Origin of the sequence: Streptomyces longhuiensis (assembly GCF_020616555.1) — a bacterium.
GTDB classification, from domain to species: domain Bacteria; phylum Actinomycetota; class Actinomycetes; order Streptomycetales; family Streptomycetaceae; genus Streptomyces; species Streptomyces longhuiensis.
The window spans coordinates 6,830,865-6,847,980 of sequence record NZ_CP085173.1 but is presented as its reverse complement, the minus strand read 5'-3'; the positions used below and the strand labels follow the sequence as shown (position 1 = coordinate 6,847,980).

Here is a 17,116-nt window from a genome sequence, read left to right as displayed (position 1 = left end):
GGAAGCCCCACGGATATCTGGCTGCCACCCAGTGGCTACTCCCCCCGGCGTACGAGCGGTGCCTTCGGCCGGGGGACGACGGCGCGGCCCCCGATCGCGAGGCTTGTGCCATGGAGAACGCGCAGAACCACCGCCCGGGGATCCCTCCGGACCAGTTCCCGGAGCACCCGCGGGACCGCCGCCCGGTCCGGCGCCCCGGCGTCGTCGTCACGCTCGCCTCCCTGGCGCTGCTCGCGCTGTCGATCGTCGGCCAGATCGCGGCCGGCGCCGACTACCCCGCCGTGCCGCCCGGCATCGTCATCCCGGTGGTGGCCGCCGCGCTGTTGGCCTGGCGGCCGAACCGCTGGACCGCCGGGCTCGTCCTGGCCGTCGGCGCGTTCATCGGCGTCGGCGCCGTCGTCACCCCCAACACCGGCGACCACCTCTCATCGGGCGACTCGCTCCTCGTCGCCTCCGCTGCGGCCGAGCTCCTCGCGCTTGCCGGCACGGTCGTGGCCGGTGCCGTGTCCGTGCTCCGGTTCAGCCGCCCCAAGGAGGTGCGCGTCTGATGTCCTCACCCACCACAGCCGCTCCCCTGCCGGGCCCGGCGCGCCCCGCCCTGACCGGCGCGGTACGCGACCTGTGGCGCGCCGCCCGCCCCTCCGAGCGCCTCTGCTACGCCACCGGCGCGGTCCTGACCCTTTCCGGCCTCGCCCACCTGTTGGTCTTCGCGGTCGACGGAGGACCGTGGGACGGACCTGTCTCGTGGCGCAAGCCGGTCACGTTCGGCGTCTCCTTCGGCCTGACGCTGATCGCGCTCACCTGGGTGACGTCGTATCTGCGGATCGGCGCCCGCACCAGGAACGTCCTGCTCGTCGTGTTCGCCGCCGACTGTGTCCTGGAGGTCGGCGGGATCACCCTCCAGGCATGGCGGCGGGTGCCGTCGCATCTCAACATGGAGACCGGCTTCGACACGGCCGTGTCCATGTCCCTCGCGGTGGGCGGCGGGATCCTGGTCGTGCTGCTCTCGGTGTTCGCGGTCGCCTCGTTCCGGCGCCGGCCGTCGGGGCCCACGGGGATGCCGCTCGCGCTGCGGTCCGGGTGCGCGATTCTGCTCGTCGCGCTGGCGTCCGGCGCCGCGATGATCGCGCGCGGGGTGATCCTCACCAAGACCGGCCACCAGGAGGCGGCCTACCACTCGACCGCGCCCCTCAAGCCGCTGCACGGCGTCAGCCTGCACGCCGTGCTCGTCCTGCCCGCGCTGGCCTGGCTGATGTCCCGTACGGCATGGAGCGAGAGGACCAGGAACGGCGTGATGCGCGGTGCGGTCGCCTGCTACGCGGCCGCCGTCGCCGCCGCCGGAATCTGGGCGGCGATCACCTACTGAGCGCGCTCTGTCGGTAGCCGTCTACCGGGAGTCGTCCCGCGTATCGTCCCCGTCCCCGTCCCCGTCTGCTTCCGGCCTCGGCCTCACTTCGGCCCGCGGATCGTCCGGCTTGCGCAGGACGTCCCGCATGCGCGCGAAGAGGGACGCGCCGGATCTGGTGCGGTGGCCGTGCACCCGGGGGTCGTCCGTGACGGCGTAGCGCTTCACGTACGCCCCGAGGAAGGCTTGCAACGTCGCCACCGCGGGGATGGCGATCAGCGCGCCGACCGCGCCGAGGAGCGCCGTGCCCGCGATGACGGAGCCGAAGGCGACCGCCGGGTGGATGTCCACGGTCTTCGCCGTCAGCTTGGGCTGGAGCACATAGTTCTCGAACTGCTGGTAGACGACCACGAAGATCAGCACCCACAGCGCGTACCAGGGGTCGACCGTGAAGGCGATCAGCATCGGCAGGGCGCCCGCCAGATACGTGCCGATGGTCGGGATGAACTGGGACACCAGGCCGACCCAGACGGCGAGCACGGGCGCGTAGGGCACGCCCAGGGCCTCGAGCAGGATGTAGTGCGCGATCCCGGAGATCAGTGCCATCAGGCCGCGCGAGTAGAGGTAGCCGCCGGTCTTGTCGACCGCGATCTCCCAGGCGCGCAGCACCTCCGCCTGCTTGGCGGGCGGCAGCACCGAGCACAGCGCGCGCCGGAGCCGGGGGCCGTCGGCGGCGAAGTAGAACGAGAACAGCAGTATCGTCAGCAGCCGGAACAGGCCTCCTAGGACCTGCCCCGACACGTCGAGGACGCCGCTCGCGCTGTTCTGCACGTACTTCTGGAGCCAGTCGGAGTGGAGCAGGCTGTCCTGGACGGCGACCCTGTTCAGGTCCGTGTGGAACGTCTGGTTGATCCAGTTGATCACCGAGTCGAGGTACTCGGGAAAGTCCTCGACCATGCTGACGATCTGGCCCGCGAGCATCGAGCCGAGCAGGACCACGAAACCCGCGCCGGCGATCGTGACGCCCAGGAAGACGACCCCGGTGGCCATCCCCCGGCGTAGGCCGCGCCCGGCCATCCAGCTGACGGCAGGCTCCACGGCGAGCGCCAGGAAGAACGCGATCAATACGTTGATCAACAGCCCGGTGAGTTGGTGGAACGCCCAACTGCCCAGCTGGAAACAGGCGATGAGGGCCAGGGCGAGCACCATGGCGCGCGGCAGCCAGCCCGGCATCCGCGCACGCGCACGCGCGGCGCCTCCCCCAGGGGGCGTCCGGCCGGGCGGAGAGGCGTCGGATGCCGCCTGCAAGGTCTCGTCTGTGGCTGCCACGGAGCCAGTCTCGCCCACGCCACCGACAGCCGGTCACCGCCCCCGCTCGTTCGAGCAGGTCAGCGGTTCTCCGACGGAACATTCATCGTGCCGCACACGGCACGCCACACGTCCTTCGCCTCCCAGCCGGCGTCGAGCGCCTCGTGCACGGTGCGCCCACCGAGTTCCGTCATCACATGATCACGCGCGAATGTGTCGGCGTAGCCAGGACCGAAGTGATCCGCCATCCGCTGCCAGAAGACCGTCAACCGCATGACACCAGTATCCCGCCCCTGAGAGTGCAGCCCGGCACGGAAGGCTCACCGAGAACGCTTTCCGTCCTACGGTTCGGTGCATGGCCGAAAACGGAGCATCCCCACTCCCTCAGACCAGCTCGGCGCCCTCCCCGCTCTCCCGTGCCGAGCACTTCGTCTGGCTGACCGCGCGCGTGCTGGAACAGCGACGCTTCGCGTACCACTTCCTCGGCGCGGGCCGGGCGGGCGCAGACGCCGTCGAGACCGCCCTCTCCGCCTACCGCAACGAGGACGAGGGCTACGGCCACGCCCTCGAACCCGATCTCCGCGGCCCGGTGAGCCAGCCCCTGCACACCGGGCAGGCGCTGCGTGTCCTCGACTCGATCGGCCGCTGCAGTGGCCAGCGGGTGGAGCGCGTGTGCCGCTACCTGACCTCCGTGTCGACCGCCGACGGCGCTCTCCCGGCGATCCATCCCAGCCAGCGCGGCTACCCGAGCGCGCCCTTCGTGCCGGTGGTGGACGACCCGCCGAGCGAGCTGCTGGCCACGGGCCCCGTCGTCGGCCTGCTGCACCGTAACCAGGTGTGGCACGCGTGGCTGTTCCGGGCGACCGACTTCTGCTGGGCCGCGGTCGAGTCCCTGAAGAAGTCCCATCCCTATGAGATCGAGGCGGCCGTGGCCTTCCTGGACGGCGCCCCCGACCGCCCGCGCGCGGAGGCTGCCGCCGACCGGCTCGGCCGGCTCGTACGGGAGCAGCGGCTCGCCCTGCTCGATCCCGGGCGGCCTGAGGCGTACCCCGTGGCGCCCGGGTACGCGCCGGGTGAGCACCACCTTCCGCACGACTACGCGAAGGCTCCGGAGTCGCTGGCACGCGCGTGGTTCACGGATGAGGAGATGGCGCGCTCGCTGGACTTCCTCGCGGGCGAGCAGCAGGACGACGGCGGGTGGCCGATCCGGTGGCGCCAGTGGGCTCCGGTGGTCGCGCTGGAGGCGCGCCCCGTGGTGACGATCGAGGCGCTGCGCACGCTGCGGGCGTACGGGCGGCCGATCGGCTGACGCCTTCGTGGGCGACGCCTCAGGTGACGTCGACCGCGTCCCTCAGTAGAAGCGCGGCGATGGCGAGCGCCGTCCCCCGCGGAGCCGACAGGTCGATGCCCGTCTGCTCGCCGATGCGGGCGAGCCGGTTGTCGACCGTGTTGGGGTGCAGGCCGAGCGCGGCTGCTGTCGCCCTGCGGTCCTGTTGGTGGGCGAGGTGGGTGCGCAGTGTCTCCAGGAGTTCGGGCCGGCCGGCCACGGGGTCCAGGAGGGCCGCTATCCGGTGGCTCGTCTCGCTGGGACGGGACAGGTGGTACTCCAGCAGCACGTCGTCCAGGCGGTGCAGTCCGGGCGGGATGCCGCACGCGCGCGTGATGCGCAGGATCTCGGTGGCTGTGCGGGCCGCCCCGGTCACCTCCTCGGGGCCTGCCGCCTGCACGGCGGCCACCCGGACCTCGAACCCGCCGGCCTTGGCGAGACGGCCGGCCAGATCGTCCGGGGCCGAGCAGTCCTTGGGCACGATGACACGCCCGCCGTCGGCCTCCAGGAGCGCGAGCACCTCCACTCCGAAGGTGTGGTCCAGGGCGGTCTGCAGCCGACGCAGCCTGCGCCGCACGGCGACCGGTCCGTCAGCGGGATCCGCGTCGAGGCCGAGGGCGAGTACGAGAGCGGGCCCTTCGAGGCCGAGCTGGTCCAGGAGGACGTGCCCGGGCGGGACCATCCCGTCGAGCAGGCCGCGCACCAGGGAACGGACCTGGGCCCGCTGCTCGGCCTCCAGGGCGGACCGCTCGTCGAGATACGTCTCGGCCACGGCGCCCACGATCCCCGGGTGCGACTGCAGCAGTACGTCGACGAGCTCGACCAGCGCGCCTTCGTCTCCGGGGCCCGCGACGTCGCGCAGGGCCTGCCACAGGGCGTACAGGCCATGCGCGTAGGTGCGCAGGAGGAGGTGCAGCGGCATGCCCTCCTCGGCCCGCTGGGCGGCGCGCTCGCGGAACAGCCGGTTGCTGCCGGGCTGTACCAGGTCCGGCTCGCTGACACGTCGCAGGAAGAGCCGTACGCCGTGCCGGACGGTCGCGGCGACCTCCAAGTCCTTCACGTCATCCGGGAGTTCGGCGTACCCGGGCAGTTCCTCGAACGCCTCGCGAGCCATGCGGCGGGCGAGTTCGTTGACTCTCGGTTCGCAGCGCGCGGCCAGGGAGCGGGCTTCGGGCGACAGGGCCACTGTTCCTCCATTCCCCCATGGACATGGACGGGGCACTGCGTTTGTGACGCGTCACATTACCCACGGGTGGGACGTGTGACGCGAGGCGGTGTTCGATCTCACATCGGGGGCCGAAACTCGTGGCCGACGGCGGTCGACCGCACTGCACACGAGGAGCCGAGGACATGACCGGACACAAAGAGCAGGACCACGCCCAGCACTCCGCGTACGGCTCGTACGGCGACTACATCGACCGGGTCTGGCAGGGCACCGAGACGCTGCTGCCTCATCTGACGGGCGCGTACTCCGGGAGCGAACTGGTGCGCCTGCGTGACCGCGTGGGCTTCTTCCCCGCGTTCGCCAACGTGGCCGCCTTCGACACGGGCGACGGCGTGGTCCTCGTCGACTCGGGCGACTTCCGTACGGCGGCCCGACTGCACGAGGCGGTTTCCGGGTTCGGGGCGGGACCGGTGCGCTCCGTGGTGTACACCCACGGTCACCTGGACCACGTCTTCGGGGTGACCCCCTTCGACCAGGAGGCCGACGAGAGCGGCGGCCCGCGACCCGAGGTGATCGCCCACGAGGCCGTCCCCGCGCGGTTCGACCGCTACATCAGGACGGCGGGTTACAACTCCTGGATCAATCGCAGGCAGTTCGGAGTGCCCTCCCTGGAGTGGCCCACCACGTACCGCTATCCGGACGTCGTCTACAGGGACCGTCTGACGGTGCGGCGCGGTGAGCTGACGTTCGAGCTCGTGCACGCGCGCGGGGAGACCGACGACCACACCTACGTATGGATCCCGGAACTCAGGACGTTGTGCACGGGCGACCTGTTCATCTGGAACACCCCGAACGCGGGCAACCCCCAGAAGGTGCAGCGCTATCCGGAGGACTGGGCGCGCGCCCTGCGCGCGATGCAGGAGCTCGGCGCCGAACTCCTCCTGCCCGGACACGGCGTCCCCATCGTCGGCTCCCGCCGGGTGCACCAGGCCCTCGACGACACCGCGCGCCTCCTGGAATCGCTGTGCGAACAGACCAGGGAGCTGATGAACGCGGGCCACCGCCTCGACGCGGTCATCCACGGGGTGAAGGTCCCCGAAGAGCTGCTGGCGAAGCCGTATCTCCACCCGGCCTACGACGAGCCGGAGTTCGTCGTACGCAACCTGTGGCGCCTGTGGGGCGGCTGGTACGACCAGAACCCCGCGCACCTCAAGCCCGCCCCGGAGGCGGACGTCGCGGCCGAGTTCGCACGCGCCGCGGGCGGGGCGTCCGCGCTGGCGCTCCGTGCCTCCGAGCTGCTCGCCGCCGGGGAGCTGCGCCTCGCCTCGCATCTGGCGGAGACCGCGGCCCTCGCGGCGCCCGCCGACCGGGAGGTGGCACGCGTGCGTGCCGATGTGTTCGCGCGGCGCGCCCTCCAGGAGACGTCGACCATGGCGCGGGGTGTCTTCCACTGGGCCGCCGCCGAATCGGCCGCCGTGGCCGCCGGCACCGACGTGCAGACGGAGTTGACGCGCTCCCCTGAGGGACGCAGGCGGGCCGAAGGGGCGATCAGCGTCGGTGTGGTCGACGACGAAGACGGCTGCTGCTGATGAGCAGGGCGTGGCGCACCACGTGGCTGCTGCTCGCCTTCATGCTCGTGAACTTCGCGGACAAGGCCGTGCTCGGGCTCGCGGGCCCGGAGATCCGGGCGGACTTCGGCATCACGCGGCAGGAGTTCGGCACGGCGCAGTCTGCGTTCTTCGCCCTGTTCTCACTGGCCGCGCTCGGCGTCTCGGCCCTCACACGGCGCGTGCGGACGACGACCCTCCTGCTGGTGCTCGCGCTGCTGTGGTCGGTGGCGCAACTGCCGATGCTGTGGGGAGCGGCGGGATTCGGCACGCTCTTGGCCACGCGCGTGCTCCTCGGTGCGGCGGAGGGGCCCGCCTCCCCCGTCGCCATGCACCACGTCCACGGCTGGTTCCCGCAGCATGAGCGCGCCCTGCCCACCGCGGTCCTGCTGGTCGGCGCGGCGGCCGGGGTGGCCGTCGCCTCGCCGGTGCTCACGTGGGTGATCACGCACTGGGGCTGGCGCTGGTCGTTCGGGGTCGTCGGTCTGGCGGGCCTTCTGTGGGCCATCTGCTGGCGGCTGTGGGGCGCGGACGGGCCGCTGGCGCCACCGCTCACCAGGAAGCCGTCCGAGGCCGCGGAGCGGACGCCCACGACGGACACAGTGCCGTTGCGCGCCATCCTGCTCTCCGGCACGTTCCTGACCGCCGCGTTCGGCTCGTTCGCCGCCTACTGGTCGATGAGCACCATGCTGACGTGGGCGCCCGACTACCTGGAGAGCGTCGTCGGCTGGGACCTTCACCAGGCGGGCACGATGGTCGGCCTGGGCGCCCTCGCCAACGGGGCGGTCATCCTCGGCCACGGCCTGATCGCCCGGCGCTCCGCCCGCAAGGGCACACCCCGGCGCCTGCCCCCAGGGTCCGGTGCGGGTCTCCTCGTCACCGTCGCGGGCTGCGCCACCGCCGTGTACGGCACGACGGACTCCCTGGCGGTCAAGGTGCCCCTGATGCTCGGCCCCATGGCGCTCGCCATGGTGATGCTGACCGTGGCATCCACGGCCTGTGCCCGCATCGCTCCTCCGGCCCAACGCGGCGTCGCCCTCGGCGCCTTGACCTTCGTCTACGCGCTGGGCGGCATCCTGTCGCCCCTCGTGCTCGGCGGCATGGTGGACCGTGCCCGGACGGTGTCGGCCGGCTACGAAGAGGGGTGGCTCCTCACCGCCGGGCTGCTGGTGACGGCGGGGGGCCTGGCGGCGCTCTTCTGCCGCCCGGAGACAACGGCCCGGCGACTCGGCCTACCGGAACCCGCGGCAGGGTCGGTGCCGCAGGTGCCGGTGGCGCACTGAGTGGGGGCGGCAGGTGCGCAAGGGGTCCACGCGCGGGGGGGGCGCATCCCGCATCCCGGGGTGACGCTGGCGGGCCGCCGGGGTCCGCGTGCCCGCGTGGGACGCATCCCGCATCACGGGTGACGCTGATGGAGGCCACCCGGATCCACGCGCGCGTGAGGGCTCATCCCGTGACGGCGCGCAGCCCGGCCGTGACCACGACGGCCGCCGCGACGACGACCAGGAACGGCGCGCGAAGGATCAGCGCGACCGCCGCCGCGGCCAGCCCGGCCGCCTTCGCGTCGAGAACGAGCGTGGTGCCGTCGGCGAAGGTCTGCTGGGCCGTGAGCGCGGCCAGCAGGGCCACGGGGAGCAATGCCGCCAGTCGTCGGACCAGCGGCCGTTCCAGGACACCGGCGGGCACGAGGAGCCCGATGAGCTTGACGGCGTAGCAGCCGACTGCGGTCACCGCGACCGCGATCCAGATGTTCATCGGCCCTCTCCCTGTCGGCCGTCGGCCTTCCGCGGGTCCTCTTGTGGGTTCTTTCCGGTCGCTCGCCGTGCCGCCCGGCGCCCCTCCGCGTAGAGCACGGCCGGCGCCGCGAGCGCGGCCACCAGGACCGGCACACCGGCCGGCAGAACAGGCAGCAGCCCGAGGCCGAGGATGACGGCGATCCCGGCCACGGCCCGTTCCGTGGCTGTCCGCAGCATCGGCGCGAGCAGCGCCAGGAAGACCGCGGGTCCGGCCGCGTCGAGCCCCCAGGCGTCGGTGTCGCCGATGGCCTCCGCGCCGAGCGCCCCGAGCAGGGTCGTGAGGTTCCACAGCACGTACAGGGTCAGCCCCGTGACGGTGAAACCGATACGGGCGCTGCGACGCGTCGGCTGGGCGAGCGAGACGGCGGTGGTCTCGTCGATGACCCAGTGCGCGGCGAAGGGGCGCACCACGCGCGGGAGGGCGAGCAACTGGGACAGGCGCAGCCCGTAGAACGAGTTGCGCACGCCGAGGAAGAAGGCGCCCGCAGCGGCGGTGAGCGGGTTGCCACCGGCCGCGATCGCGCCCACCAGGGCGAACTGCGAGGCCCCGGTGAACACGAGCAGGCTGAGCGCGCAGGTCTGGAGCACGCTGAGGCCGCTGCCGGCCGAGGTCACGCCGAAGGCGAACCCGGAGAGTCCGACGGCGACGCCGACGCCGAGCGCGTCCCGGACGACGGCGGAATCGGCCTTCTCGGGCCTTCCGTCGCCGGGCCGCCCTGCTTGCCCGTCCCGTGCTGATCCGGCGCGTATCGCCGTGGATGTTGTCTGTTCTGCCACGCCTGTGACGGTACGAGGGAGCGCGCGGCCGGGTCTTGTACGTTCTTGCGCTCCCGCTGGTAGGCGCCGGGCGGCACGCCGACGATCCGCGTGAAGTGCCGGTTGAGGTGCGGCTGGTCCGTGAAGCCGACCGTCACGGCGGCGTCGGCCGGTGCCGTGCCGCCGTCCAGGAGGCGGCGGGCGGCCCGCACGCGCGCGTCGGTGAGCCAGGTGTGCGGCGGCATCCCGTACGCGTCCCTGAAGGCGCGCAGCAGGGCGAACGGGCTGGTGCCGAGTTCGGTGGCGAGGGCCTCCAGGGACGGCGGCTGCGCCATCCGCTCGGCGAGCACGGCACGCGCGCGTGCCGCGATCGTGGCGCCGGCGGACCGCATCGGGCGGGCGGCCATGGGCTGTCCGTGATCGCGCAGCAGCCGGGCGACCACGATGCGCAGCAGGCTGTCGGCGGCGAGCGCGTTGCCCTCCTCCGCCGCGCGGTGCACCTCGCGGATGAGGTGGGCCGCGTGCGGGTCGCTGACGATCGGCTCGGCGAACGCGGCCGTCCCGCGGACCGACGTGGTCTCGCCGGCGATCTCCGCTATGACATCGGCCGACGGATAGAGCGTGTGGTACGCCCAGCCGTCGGGCTCACCCGCCCGCGCGGTGTGCGCCACCTCGGGGTTGATCATGACGACGGTGCCGGGTCCCGCGTGGACCGTGCCGGTCGGCAGTCCCACGTCCTCGATGCCGCTGGTGACCGCGCCGAAGACGTACCCGTCGTGGCTGTGGCGGGGGAACGTGTGGCGGACGTAGCGAGCCCGCAGCAGGTCGAGGCCCGGCAGCTGTTCGTAGCGCCAGTGCCTGGCCCATTCCTTCGTTCCCGACCCCGCCATGTGTTCCATTCTGCGCCAAGAGCGGGCTGCGCCGCCCGGCGCCCGGGTCCGGGCGCGGAGCGTTTGCGCAGGTCCGGGCCATTGTCAGTGGAGAGGTGCACGATGGGGGCATGGTCAGGTCCGCACGCAGCCCGCTCGACGGTTTCTCCCCCGCGACCCGCAGTTGGTTCACGGGGGCGTTCTCCGCGCCCACGTCCGCGCAGGCCGGGGCGTGGCAGGCCATCGACGAGGGCTCGGACGTGCTGGTCGTCGCACCGACGGGTTCCGGCAAGACCCTGGCCGCGTTCCTGGCCGCCCTGGACCAGCTGGCGTCGACGCCGCCACCGGCCGACCCGAAGAAGCGCTGCCGCGTCCTGTACGTCTCGCCCCTCAAGGCCCTCGCGGTCGACGTGGAGCGCAATCTGCGCAGCCCGCTGACCGGTATCCGGCAGGAGTCGGTGCGCCTGGGACTGCCCGAGCCCGAGTTGAAGGTCGGCATTCGCTCCGGGGACACTCCCCCGGCCGAGCGCCGCGCCCTGTCGACCCGGCCGCCGGACATCTTGATCACGACGCCCGAGTCGCTGTTCCTGATGCTCACGTCCGCCGCGCGTGACGCGCTCACGGGTATCGAGACGGTGATTCTCGACGAGGTGCACGCGGTCGCGGGCACCAAGCGCGGCGCCCATCTCGCGCTGTCCCTGGAGCGGCTCGACGAGCTGCTGCCCCGGCCCGCCCGCCGGATCGGCCTGTCGGCGACGGTCCGTCCTGTCGACGAGGTGGCGCGCTATCTGTCGCCGCAGCGCAAGGTGGAGATCGTCCAGCCGCGCTCCGGCAAGGAGTTCGACCTCTCGGTGGTCGTCCCCGTGGAGGACCTGGGCGAGCTCGGCGGCTCGCCCGTCGCCGACTCCGATCAGGCGGCGGAGCGGCCGTCCATCTGGCCGCACGTCGAGGAGCGCATCGCCGACCTGGTCCAGTCGCACCGCTCGACGATCGTCTTCGCCAACTCCCGCCGCCTGGCCGAGCGCCTGTGCAACCGGCTGAACGAGATCGCGTACGAGCGGGCGACGGGCGAGGCCCTCCCCGAGGACCACGCACCGGCCGAGCTGATGGGCGGCTCGGGCGCGGCGAACGGAGCGCCGGCGGTCATCGCCCGCGCCCACCACGGATCGGTCTCCAAGGAGCAGCGCGCCCTCGTCGAGGAGGACCTGAAGGCGGGCCGGCTGCCCGCCGTGGTCGCCACGTCCAGCCTCGAGCTGGGCATCGACATGGGCGCGGTGGACCTCGTCGTCCAAGTCGAGTCCCCGCCGTCCGTGGCGTCCGGCCTCCAGCGCGTGGGCCGCGCGGGACACCAGGTGGGCGCGGTCTCCACAGGCGTCGTCTTCCCGAAGTACCGGGGCGACCTCGTCCAGGCGGCGGTGGTCACCGAGCGGATGCGCACGGGCTCCATCGAGTCCCTCCGCATCCCCGCCAACCCCCTGGACGTGCTGGCCCAGCAGCTCGTCGCGATCACGGCGCTCGACACGTGGCAGGTGGACGACCTGCTCGCGCTCGTCCGCCGCGCGGCCCCCTTCGCATCGCTGCCGGAGTCCGCGTTCACCGGCGTCCTCGACATGCTCGCCGGGCGCTATCCCTCCGACGCGTTCGCCGAGCTGCGTCCACGCGTGGTGTGGGACCGCATCGCAGGCACGATCACCGGACGCCCCGGTGCACAGCGCCTCGCCGTCACCTCCGGGGGCACGATCCCGGACCGCGGCCTCTTCGGGGTGTTCCTCGCCGGATCCGACCCCAAGAAGGGCGGTGGCCGGGTGGGCGAGCTCGACGAGGAGATGGTCTACGAGTCCCGGGTGGGCGACGTGTTCACCCTCGGTACGAGTTCCTGGCGCATCGAGGACATCACGCGCGACCGCGTACTGGTCTCCCCGGCGCCCGGCGTCCCGGGCCGACTCCCGTTCTGGAAGGGCGACCAGCTCGGCCGGCCGCTCGAACTGGGCCGCGCGGTGGGCGCGTTCCTGCGCGAGGTCGGCTCCCTGTCCCCGGAGGACGCCCGGCTCCGGCTGCTCACGGCGGGCCTCGACGCGTGGGCCGCGGACAACGTCCTGGCGTATCTGTCCGAGCAGCGCGAGGCCTGCGGCCACATCCCGGACGACCGCACCATCGTGGTCGAGCGATTCCGTGACGAGCTGGGCGACTGGCGGGTCGTCGTGCACTCCCCCTTCGGCGCGCAGGTGCACGCTCCTTGGGCGCTCGCCCTCGGGGCCAGGCTCGGCGAGAAGTACGGCATGGACGCCCAGGTCATGCATGCCGACGACGGCATCGTGCTGCGCCTTCCCGATGCCGATCTCATGAGCCTCGACCTCCTGGACCAGGAGCCCTCCAGGGCCGGTTCGGAGTACGACGCCGACCAGGCCCCCCTAGGGGCCGCCGACGTCGCCTTCGACAAGGGCGACGTCAGCCAGATCGTCACCGACCAGGTCGGCGGCTCGGCGCTGTTCGCCGCCCGCTTCCGCGAATGCGCGGCCCGCGCCCTGCTGCTGCCCCGCCGCAACCCCGGCAAGCGCACCCCCCTGTGGCAGCAGCGGCAGCGCGCCTCCCAACTCCTCCAGGTGGCAAGCGAGTTCGGCTCGTTCCCGATCGTCCTCGAAGCCGTACGGGAGTGCCTCCAGGACGTCTTCGACGTGCCCGGCCTCGCAGAGCTGATGGGTGACATCGAGTCCCGCAAGGTCCGCCTCGTCGAGGTGACCACCCCCGAGGCCTCCCCGTTCGCCCGCTCGCTCCTGTTCGGCTACGTCGCCCAGTTTCTGTACGAGGGCGACTCCCCGCTCGCCGAGCGGCGTGCCGCGGCTCTGTCGCTGGACTCGCGGCTGCTCGCCGAACTGCTCGGCCAGGCCGAGCTGCGCGAGCTCCTCGACGCGGACGTGCTCGCCGAGCTGGAGCAGGAGCTCCAGTGGCGCACCGACGACCGCCGCATCAAGGACGTCGAGGGCGTCGCCGACCTGTTGCGCGTCCTCGGGCCGCTCACGGACGCCGAGTTGGCGGAGCGGGGCGCCGAGCCGGGGTGGGCCCCGGAGCTGGCGTCCGCCCGCCGCGCCATCCGGGTCCGTATCGCGGGAGCCGACCACTGGGCGGCGATCGAGGACGCGGGCCGACTGCGGGACGCTCTCGGCACAGCGCTGCCGGTCGGCGTGCCCGAGGCCTTCACGGAGCCCGTCAAGGATCCCCTGGGCGACCTTCTCGCCCGGTACGCGCGCACACACGGCCCGTTCACCTCCGCCTCGGCCGCCACCCGCTTCGGCCTCGGCGCGGCGGTCACGGACGGCGCCCTGCAACGCCTGGCGGCGAACGGGCGCGTGGTGCAAGGCGAGTTCCATCCGGCAGGCATCGGCCAGGAGTGGTGCGACGCGACGGTCCTCCGCCGTCTGCGCCGGCGTTCGCTCGCGGCCCTGCGGCACGAGCTGGAGCCGGTACCACCGGCCGCCCTCGCCCAATTCCTGCCCCAGTGGCAGCACTTGGGCGGCCACGGACTGCGCGGTGTGGACGGTCTGGTGCGTGCGGTCGAGCAGTTGCAAGGCGCGTCCGTACCGGCGTCCGCCCTGGAGAAGCTCGTCCTGCCGTCCCGGGTCTCGGGTTACGCGCCCGCGATGCTCGACGAACTCACGTCGTCGGGCGAGGTCGTGTGGGCGGGCGCGGGTTCCCTGCCCGGCAAGGACGGCTGGGTCTCCCTGTACCTGGCCGACACGGCACCCCTCCTGCTCCCCGCGCCGCACCCGCTGGAGCTCACCGCTCTCCACCAGTCCGTCCTGGACACGCTCTCCGGTGGCTACGGCTTGTTCTTCCGTCAGATCGCCGACCAGGTCCGCGCGACGACGCACCCTGAATCCACCGATCCCCAACTGGCGGACGCGCTCTGGGATCTGGCCTGGTCCGGGCGGCTCACCAACGACACACTGGCCCCGATGCGCTCGCTCCTGGGGTCGGGCCGCACCGCGGGATCCACGGCTCATCGCGCCCGCCGCGCGATCCCGCGCGGGCGCTACGGAGGCCTCACCGCCGCCGCGCGGACCGCCTCCCGATCCGGCCCGCCGACCGTCGCGGGCCGCTGGTCGCTGCTGCCCACGGTCGACCCCGACCCGACGGTGCGCGCCCACGCCCTGGCCCGCACGCTCCTCGACCGGCACGGCGTGGTGACCCGGGGCGCCGTCGCCGCGGAGGGCGTGGAGGGCGGCTTCTCCGCGGTGTACCGCATCCTGTCCGCCTTCGAGGAGAGCGGCCAGGCTCGGCGGGGGTACGTCGTCGAGGGCCTCGGCGCCGCGCAATTCGCGATGGACGGCGCGGTGGACCGCCTGCGCGCGGCCGCGAACGCCCGCGACCGCGGCGACGCCCCGCCCGACCCCTACGCAGGCCCGCCCGCGAACCCAGCCACCGACCCGTCGGCGGCCTGGGACCCCTCATGGCCCTCGGCCACAGGACCACAGGCCGTCCCGGGCTTCCCCCCGGACCTTCCCCCGAGCGCCGTCCCGGACTTCCCCCCGGACTTCGCGGAACACGACGCCTGGCCCGCATCCGGTCACCCCAGCCCCGGACCCGGACCCGGCTACAGTCCCGGCGCCGGTCGCGCCCCGAGCGGCCGCAAAGCCGCGTCCAGAGCCGTCGTCCTGGCCGCCGCCGACCCGGCGAACGCCTATGGGGCGGCCCTGCCCTGGCCCGACTCCCCCACCGGCGCCGGACACAAGCCGGGCCGCAAGGCGGGCTCCCTGGTCGTGCTCGTCGACGGCGAGCTGACCCTCTACATGGAGCGCGGCGGCAAGACCCTGCTCGCCTGGCCGGCATCCGAAGGCGACGCCGGCGCGCTCACCGCCGTCGACGTGGCCGAGGACTCCCGGCTGCCCGCCGCGGCGGAGGCACTGGCCGACGCCGCAAAGGCAGGCTCCCTCGGCACGATCACCGTGGAGCGGATCAACGGCTCAGCCGCTCTGACCTCCCCGTTCTCGTCCCTCCTGGAAGCAGCGGGCTTCCACGCAACCCCGCGGGGCCTACGCCTGCGCGCGTAACCCCGACCCGTCGCCGAACACGCCCACCCCAACCACCGCATGCCCCAGCCCGCACCGCCCCCTTCCCACACCCCCGCACATCACCCCGAGCCCGCACCGCCCCCTCCCCACCACATCCCACCGAACCGGCACCGGCCCACCCCTCGCCGCCTCCCCGCCATGCCACCCCACGCCGACCGCCCCACCGCAGCGCCCCGTGCCACCCTTGACCCATGCCCGAAGGAGACACCGTCCTGCAGACCGCGCGGCGTCTGCACACCGCCCTCGCGGGCCAGGTGCTCATCCGCTCCGACCTGCGCGTCCCCCGCTTCGCCACGGCCGACCTGACCGGCCGCACCGTCTTGGACGTCACCCCGCGTGGCAAGCACCTGCTCACCCGCATCGAGGGCGGCCTCACCCTGCACTCGCACCTCCGCATGGACGGGTCCTGGAAGGTGTACGCACCGGGCGAGCGGTGGACCGGTGGCCCCGGCCACCAGATCCGCGCGGTCCTCGGCAACGCCACCCGCACCGCCGTGGGCTACCGCCTCCCCGTCCTCGAACTCCTGCGCACGGCCGACGAGAACAAGGTGGTCGGTCACCTCGGACCCGACCTGCTCGGCCCGGACTGGGACGCCGTCACCGCCCTCCGCAACCTCCTCCGCGACCCGGCCCGCCCCCTTGGCGAGGCGCTCCTCGACCAGCGCAATCTCGCGGGCATCGGCAACGTCTACAAGTCCGAACTGTGCTTCCTCCTCCAGGTCACCCCCTGGCTGCCTGTCGGCGACCTCCCCGACACCACCGCCGCCCGCCTCCCCGAGCTCGCCAAGAAGCTCCTCGAAGCCAATCGCGACCGCCCCGCGCGCGTCACCACCGGCAGCGGCCGCCCCGGCCAGCGGCTCTACGTCTACGGACGGGCGCCCCGCCCCTGCCTGCGCTGCCGCACCCCGATCCGCGTGGCGGACCAGGGCGACGGCTCCCGCGAACGACCCACCTACTGGTGCCCCTCCTGCCAACACGGCCCGACCCCGCGCCCGTACGTCAAGCAGCCCCCGCCCACCAGATGACACAGCCTCACCAGATAGGCCGTACAAGCTAATTGACGATCCGTCAGAAATGCTCGTACCGTCCCCTCATGCCCGTCACCGCGTACGACCTCACCGGACGCACCGCATTCGTCACCGGCGCCGCGAGCGGCATCGGACGCGCCTCCGCCCTGCTCCTGGCCGACGCCGGAGCCACCGTGCACTGCGCCGACCGCGACGCGCAGGGCCTGCACGAGACGGCGACGCTGATCAAGGCAAGGGGAGGCACGGCCCGTACACACCCCCTCGACGTCGCGGACCGCACCCAGCTCGCCGAGGCGGTGGCGGCGGCCGTCGACGCGACGGGCCGCCTCGACGTCATGGCCGCGATCGCCGGGGTCATGCACAGCAGCCCCGTCCTGGAGACCCGCGACGAGGACCTCGACCGCGTCCTCGGCATCAATTTCAAGGGCGTGCTGTACGCCTGCCAGGAGGCCGCCCGCGCCATGATCGCGACGGGCACACACGGCAGCATCGTCACGATGGCGTCGGGGGCCGTGGACACCGGCGGCCCCGGACTGCTCTGCTACGGCGTCTCGAAGGCCGCCGTCGTCCAGCTGACGAAGACCCTGGCGACCGAGGTCGGCCCGCAGGGCATCCGCGTCAACGCGGTCGCGCCCGGCTGGATCCGTACGCCCATGACCGGCCGGCACGACGCGTCGGAGCAGTCGCACACCGAGGCCCTGATGGTCCGGATGTCCCCCCTGGGCCGCGTGGGCGAGGCGGACGACATCGCGCACGCCGTCCTGCACCTGGCATCGGACGCGTCATCGTTCACGACGGGCCAGATCCTCCGCCCGAACGGCGGCGTCGCCATGCCCTGGTGAGCCA

The 17,116-nt window shown here is 73.0% G+C and carries 13 protein-coding genes and 1 pseudogene; 8 read left to right on the top strand and 6 right to left on the bottom strand.

Features of this window, described 5'->3' with window-relative positions; genetic code table 11:
* The first annotated feature begins 110 nt into the window (after positions 1–110).
* Positions 111–548 (top strand): hypothetical protein, encoded by a 438-nt coding sequence (locus LGI35_RS31520; protein WP_227297682.1) that lies wholly within the window; start codon positions 111–113, stop codon positions 546–548.
* Positions 548–1,366 (top strand): hypothetical protein, encoded by an 819-nt coding sequence (locus LGI35_RS31515; protein ID WP_227297681.1) that lies wholly within the window; start codon positions 548–550, stop codon positions 1,364–1,366. The genes LGI35_RS31520 and LGI35_RS31515 overlap by 1 nt, the downstream gene beginning before the upstream one ends.
* A gap of 21 nt (positions 1,367–1,387) precedes the next feature.
* Here the strand turns inward: LGI35_RS31515 and LGI35_RS31510 are convergent, their stop codons facing one another.
* Together LGI35_RS31510 and LGI35_RS31505 are read right to left on the bottom strand one after the other, a co-directional pair.
* Positions 1,388–2,674, bottom strand: coding sequence for an AI-2E family transporter (locus tag LGI35_RS31510; RefSeq protein WP_227297680.1), 1,287 nt, complete (start codon positions 2,672–2,674; stop codon positions 1,388–1,390).
* 59 nt (positions 2,675–2,733) lie between these two features.
* A complete protein-coding gene (locus LGI35_RS31505; RefSeq protein WP_116509123.1) occupies positions 2,734–2,928 on the bottom strand; it encodes a DUF3046 domain-containing protein in 195 nt (64 codons plus the stop codon).
* 80 nt (positions 2,929–3,008) lie between these two features.
* Here LGI35_RS31505 and LGI35_RS31500 point away from each other — a divergent pair, with 80 nt between their 5' ends.
* On the top strand, positions 3,009–3,962 hold the full coding sequence (locus LGI35_RS31500) for a hypothetical protein (RefSeq protein WP_227297679.1): 954 nt from the start codon (positions 3,009–3,011) through the stop codon (positions 3,960–3,962).
* Between the two features lie 19 nt (positions 3,963–3,981).
* On the opposite strand, the gene LGI35_RS31495 is transcribed toward LGI35_RS31500, so the two are convergent.
* Positions 3,982–5,166 (bottom strand): PucR family transcriptional regulator, encoded by a 1,185-nt coding sequence (locus LGI35_RS31495; RefSeq protein ID WP_227297678.1) that lies wholly within the window; start codon positions 5,164–5,166, stop codon positions 3,982–3,984.
* A 164-nt stretch (positions 5,167–5,330) separates the two neighbouring features.
* Between LGI35_RS31495 and LGI35_RS31490 the strand changes: the two genes are divergently transcribed.
* Together LGI35_RS31490 and LGI35_RS31485 are read left to right on the top strand one after the other, a co-directional pair.
* Positions 5,331–6,734 (top strand): alkyl sulfatase dimerization domain-containing protein, encoded by a 1,404-nt coding sequence (locus LGI35_RS31490; RefSeq protein ID WP_227297677.1) that lies wholly within the window; start codon positions 5,331–5,333, stop codon positions 6,732–6,734.
* Positions 6,734–8,035, top strand: a complete 1,302-nt coding sequence (locus LGI35_RS31485; protein ID WP_227297676.1) for an MFS transporter — start codon at positions 6,734–6,736, stop codon at positions 8,033–8,035. Before LGI35_RS31490 ends, LGI35_RS31485 begins: the two co-directional genes overlap by 1 nt.
* A gap of 163 nt (positions 8,036–8,198) precedes the next feature.
* On the opposite strand, the gene LGI35_RS31480 is transcribed toward LGI35_RS31485, so the two are convergent.
* From LGI35_RS31480 to LGI35_RS31470, 3 genes and pseudogenes are all read right to left on the bottom strand, one after another.
* Positions 8,199–8,507, bottom strand: coding sequence for an AzlD domain-containing protein (locus LGI35_RS31480; protein ID WP_227297675.1), 309 nt, complete (start codon positions 8,505–8,507; stop codon positions 8,199–8,201).
* Positions 8,504–9,325: an AzlC family ABC transporter permease gene (locus tag LGI35_RS31475; RefSeq protein WP_376569846.1), complete on the bottom strand. Its 822-nt coding sequence runs from the start codon at positions 9,323–9,325 to the stop codon at positions 8,504–8,506. Before LGI35_RS31475 ends, LGI35_RS31480 begins: the two co-directional genes overlap by 4 nt.
* A gap of 113 nt (positions 9,326–9,438) precedes the next feature.
* Positions 9,439–10,194: pseudogene (locus LGI35_RS31470) on the bottom strand (AraC family transcriptional regulator); the annotation flags it as partial.
* Positions 10,195–10,304: 110 nt separating this feature from the next.
* On the opposite strand from LGI35_RS31470, the gene LGI35_RS31465 reads away from it, so the two are divergent.
* The 3 genes from LGI35_RS31465 (at position 10,305) to LGI35_RS31455 (ending at position 17,112) form a co-directional block, all read left to right on the top strand.
* Complete coding sequence (locus LGI35_RS31465; RefSeq protein WP_227297670.1) at positions 10,305–15,221, top strand: ATP-dependent helicase; 4,917 nt, start codon at positions 10,305–10,307, stop codon at positions 15,219–15,221.
* A gap of 212 nt (positions 15,222–15,433) precedes the next feature.
* Positions 15,434–16,267, top strand: a complete 834-nt coding sequence (locus LGI35_RS31460; RefSeq protein ID WP_227297668.1) for an Fpg/Nei family DNA glycosylase — start codon at positions 15,434–15,436, stop codon at positions 16,265–16,267.
* Positions 16,268–16,335: 68 nt separating this feature from the next.
* Positions 16,336–17,112, top strand: coding sequence for an SDR family NAD(P)-dependent oxidoreductase (locus LGI35_RS31455; RefSeq protein WP_227297666.1), 777 nt, complete (start codon positions 16,336–16,338; stop codon positions 17,110–17,112).
* The last annotated feature ends 4 nt before the right edge of the window (positions 17,113–17,116 follow it).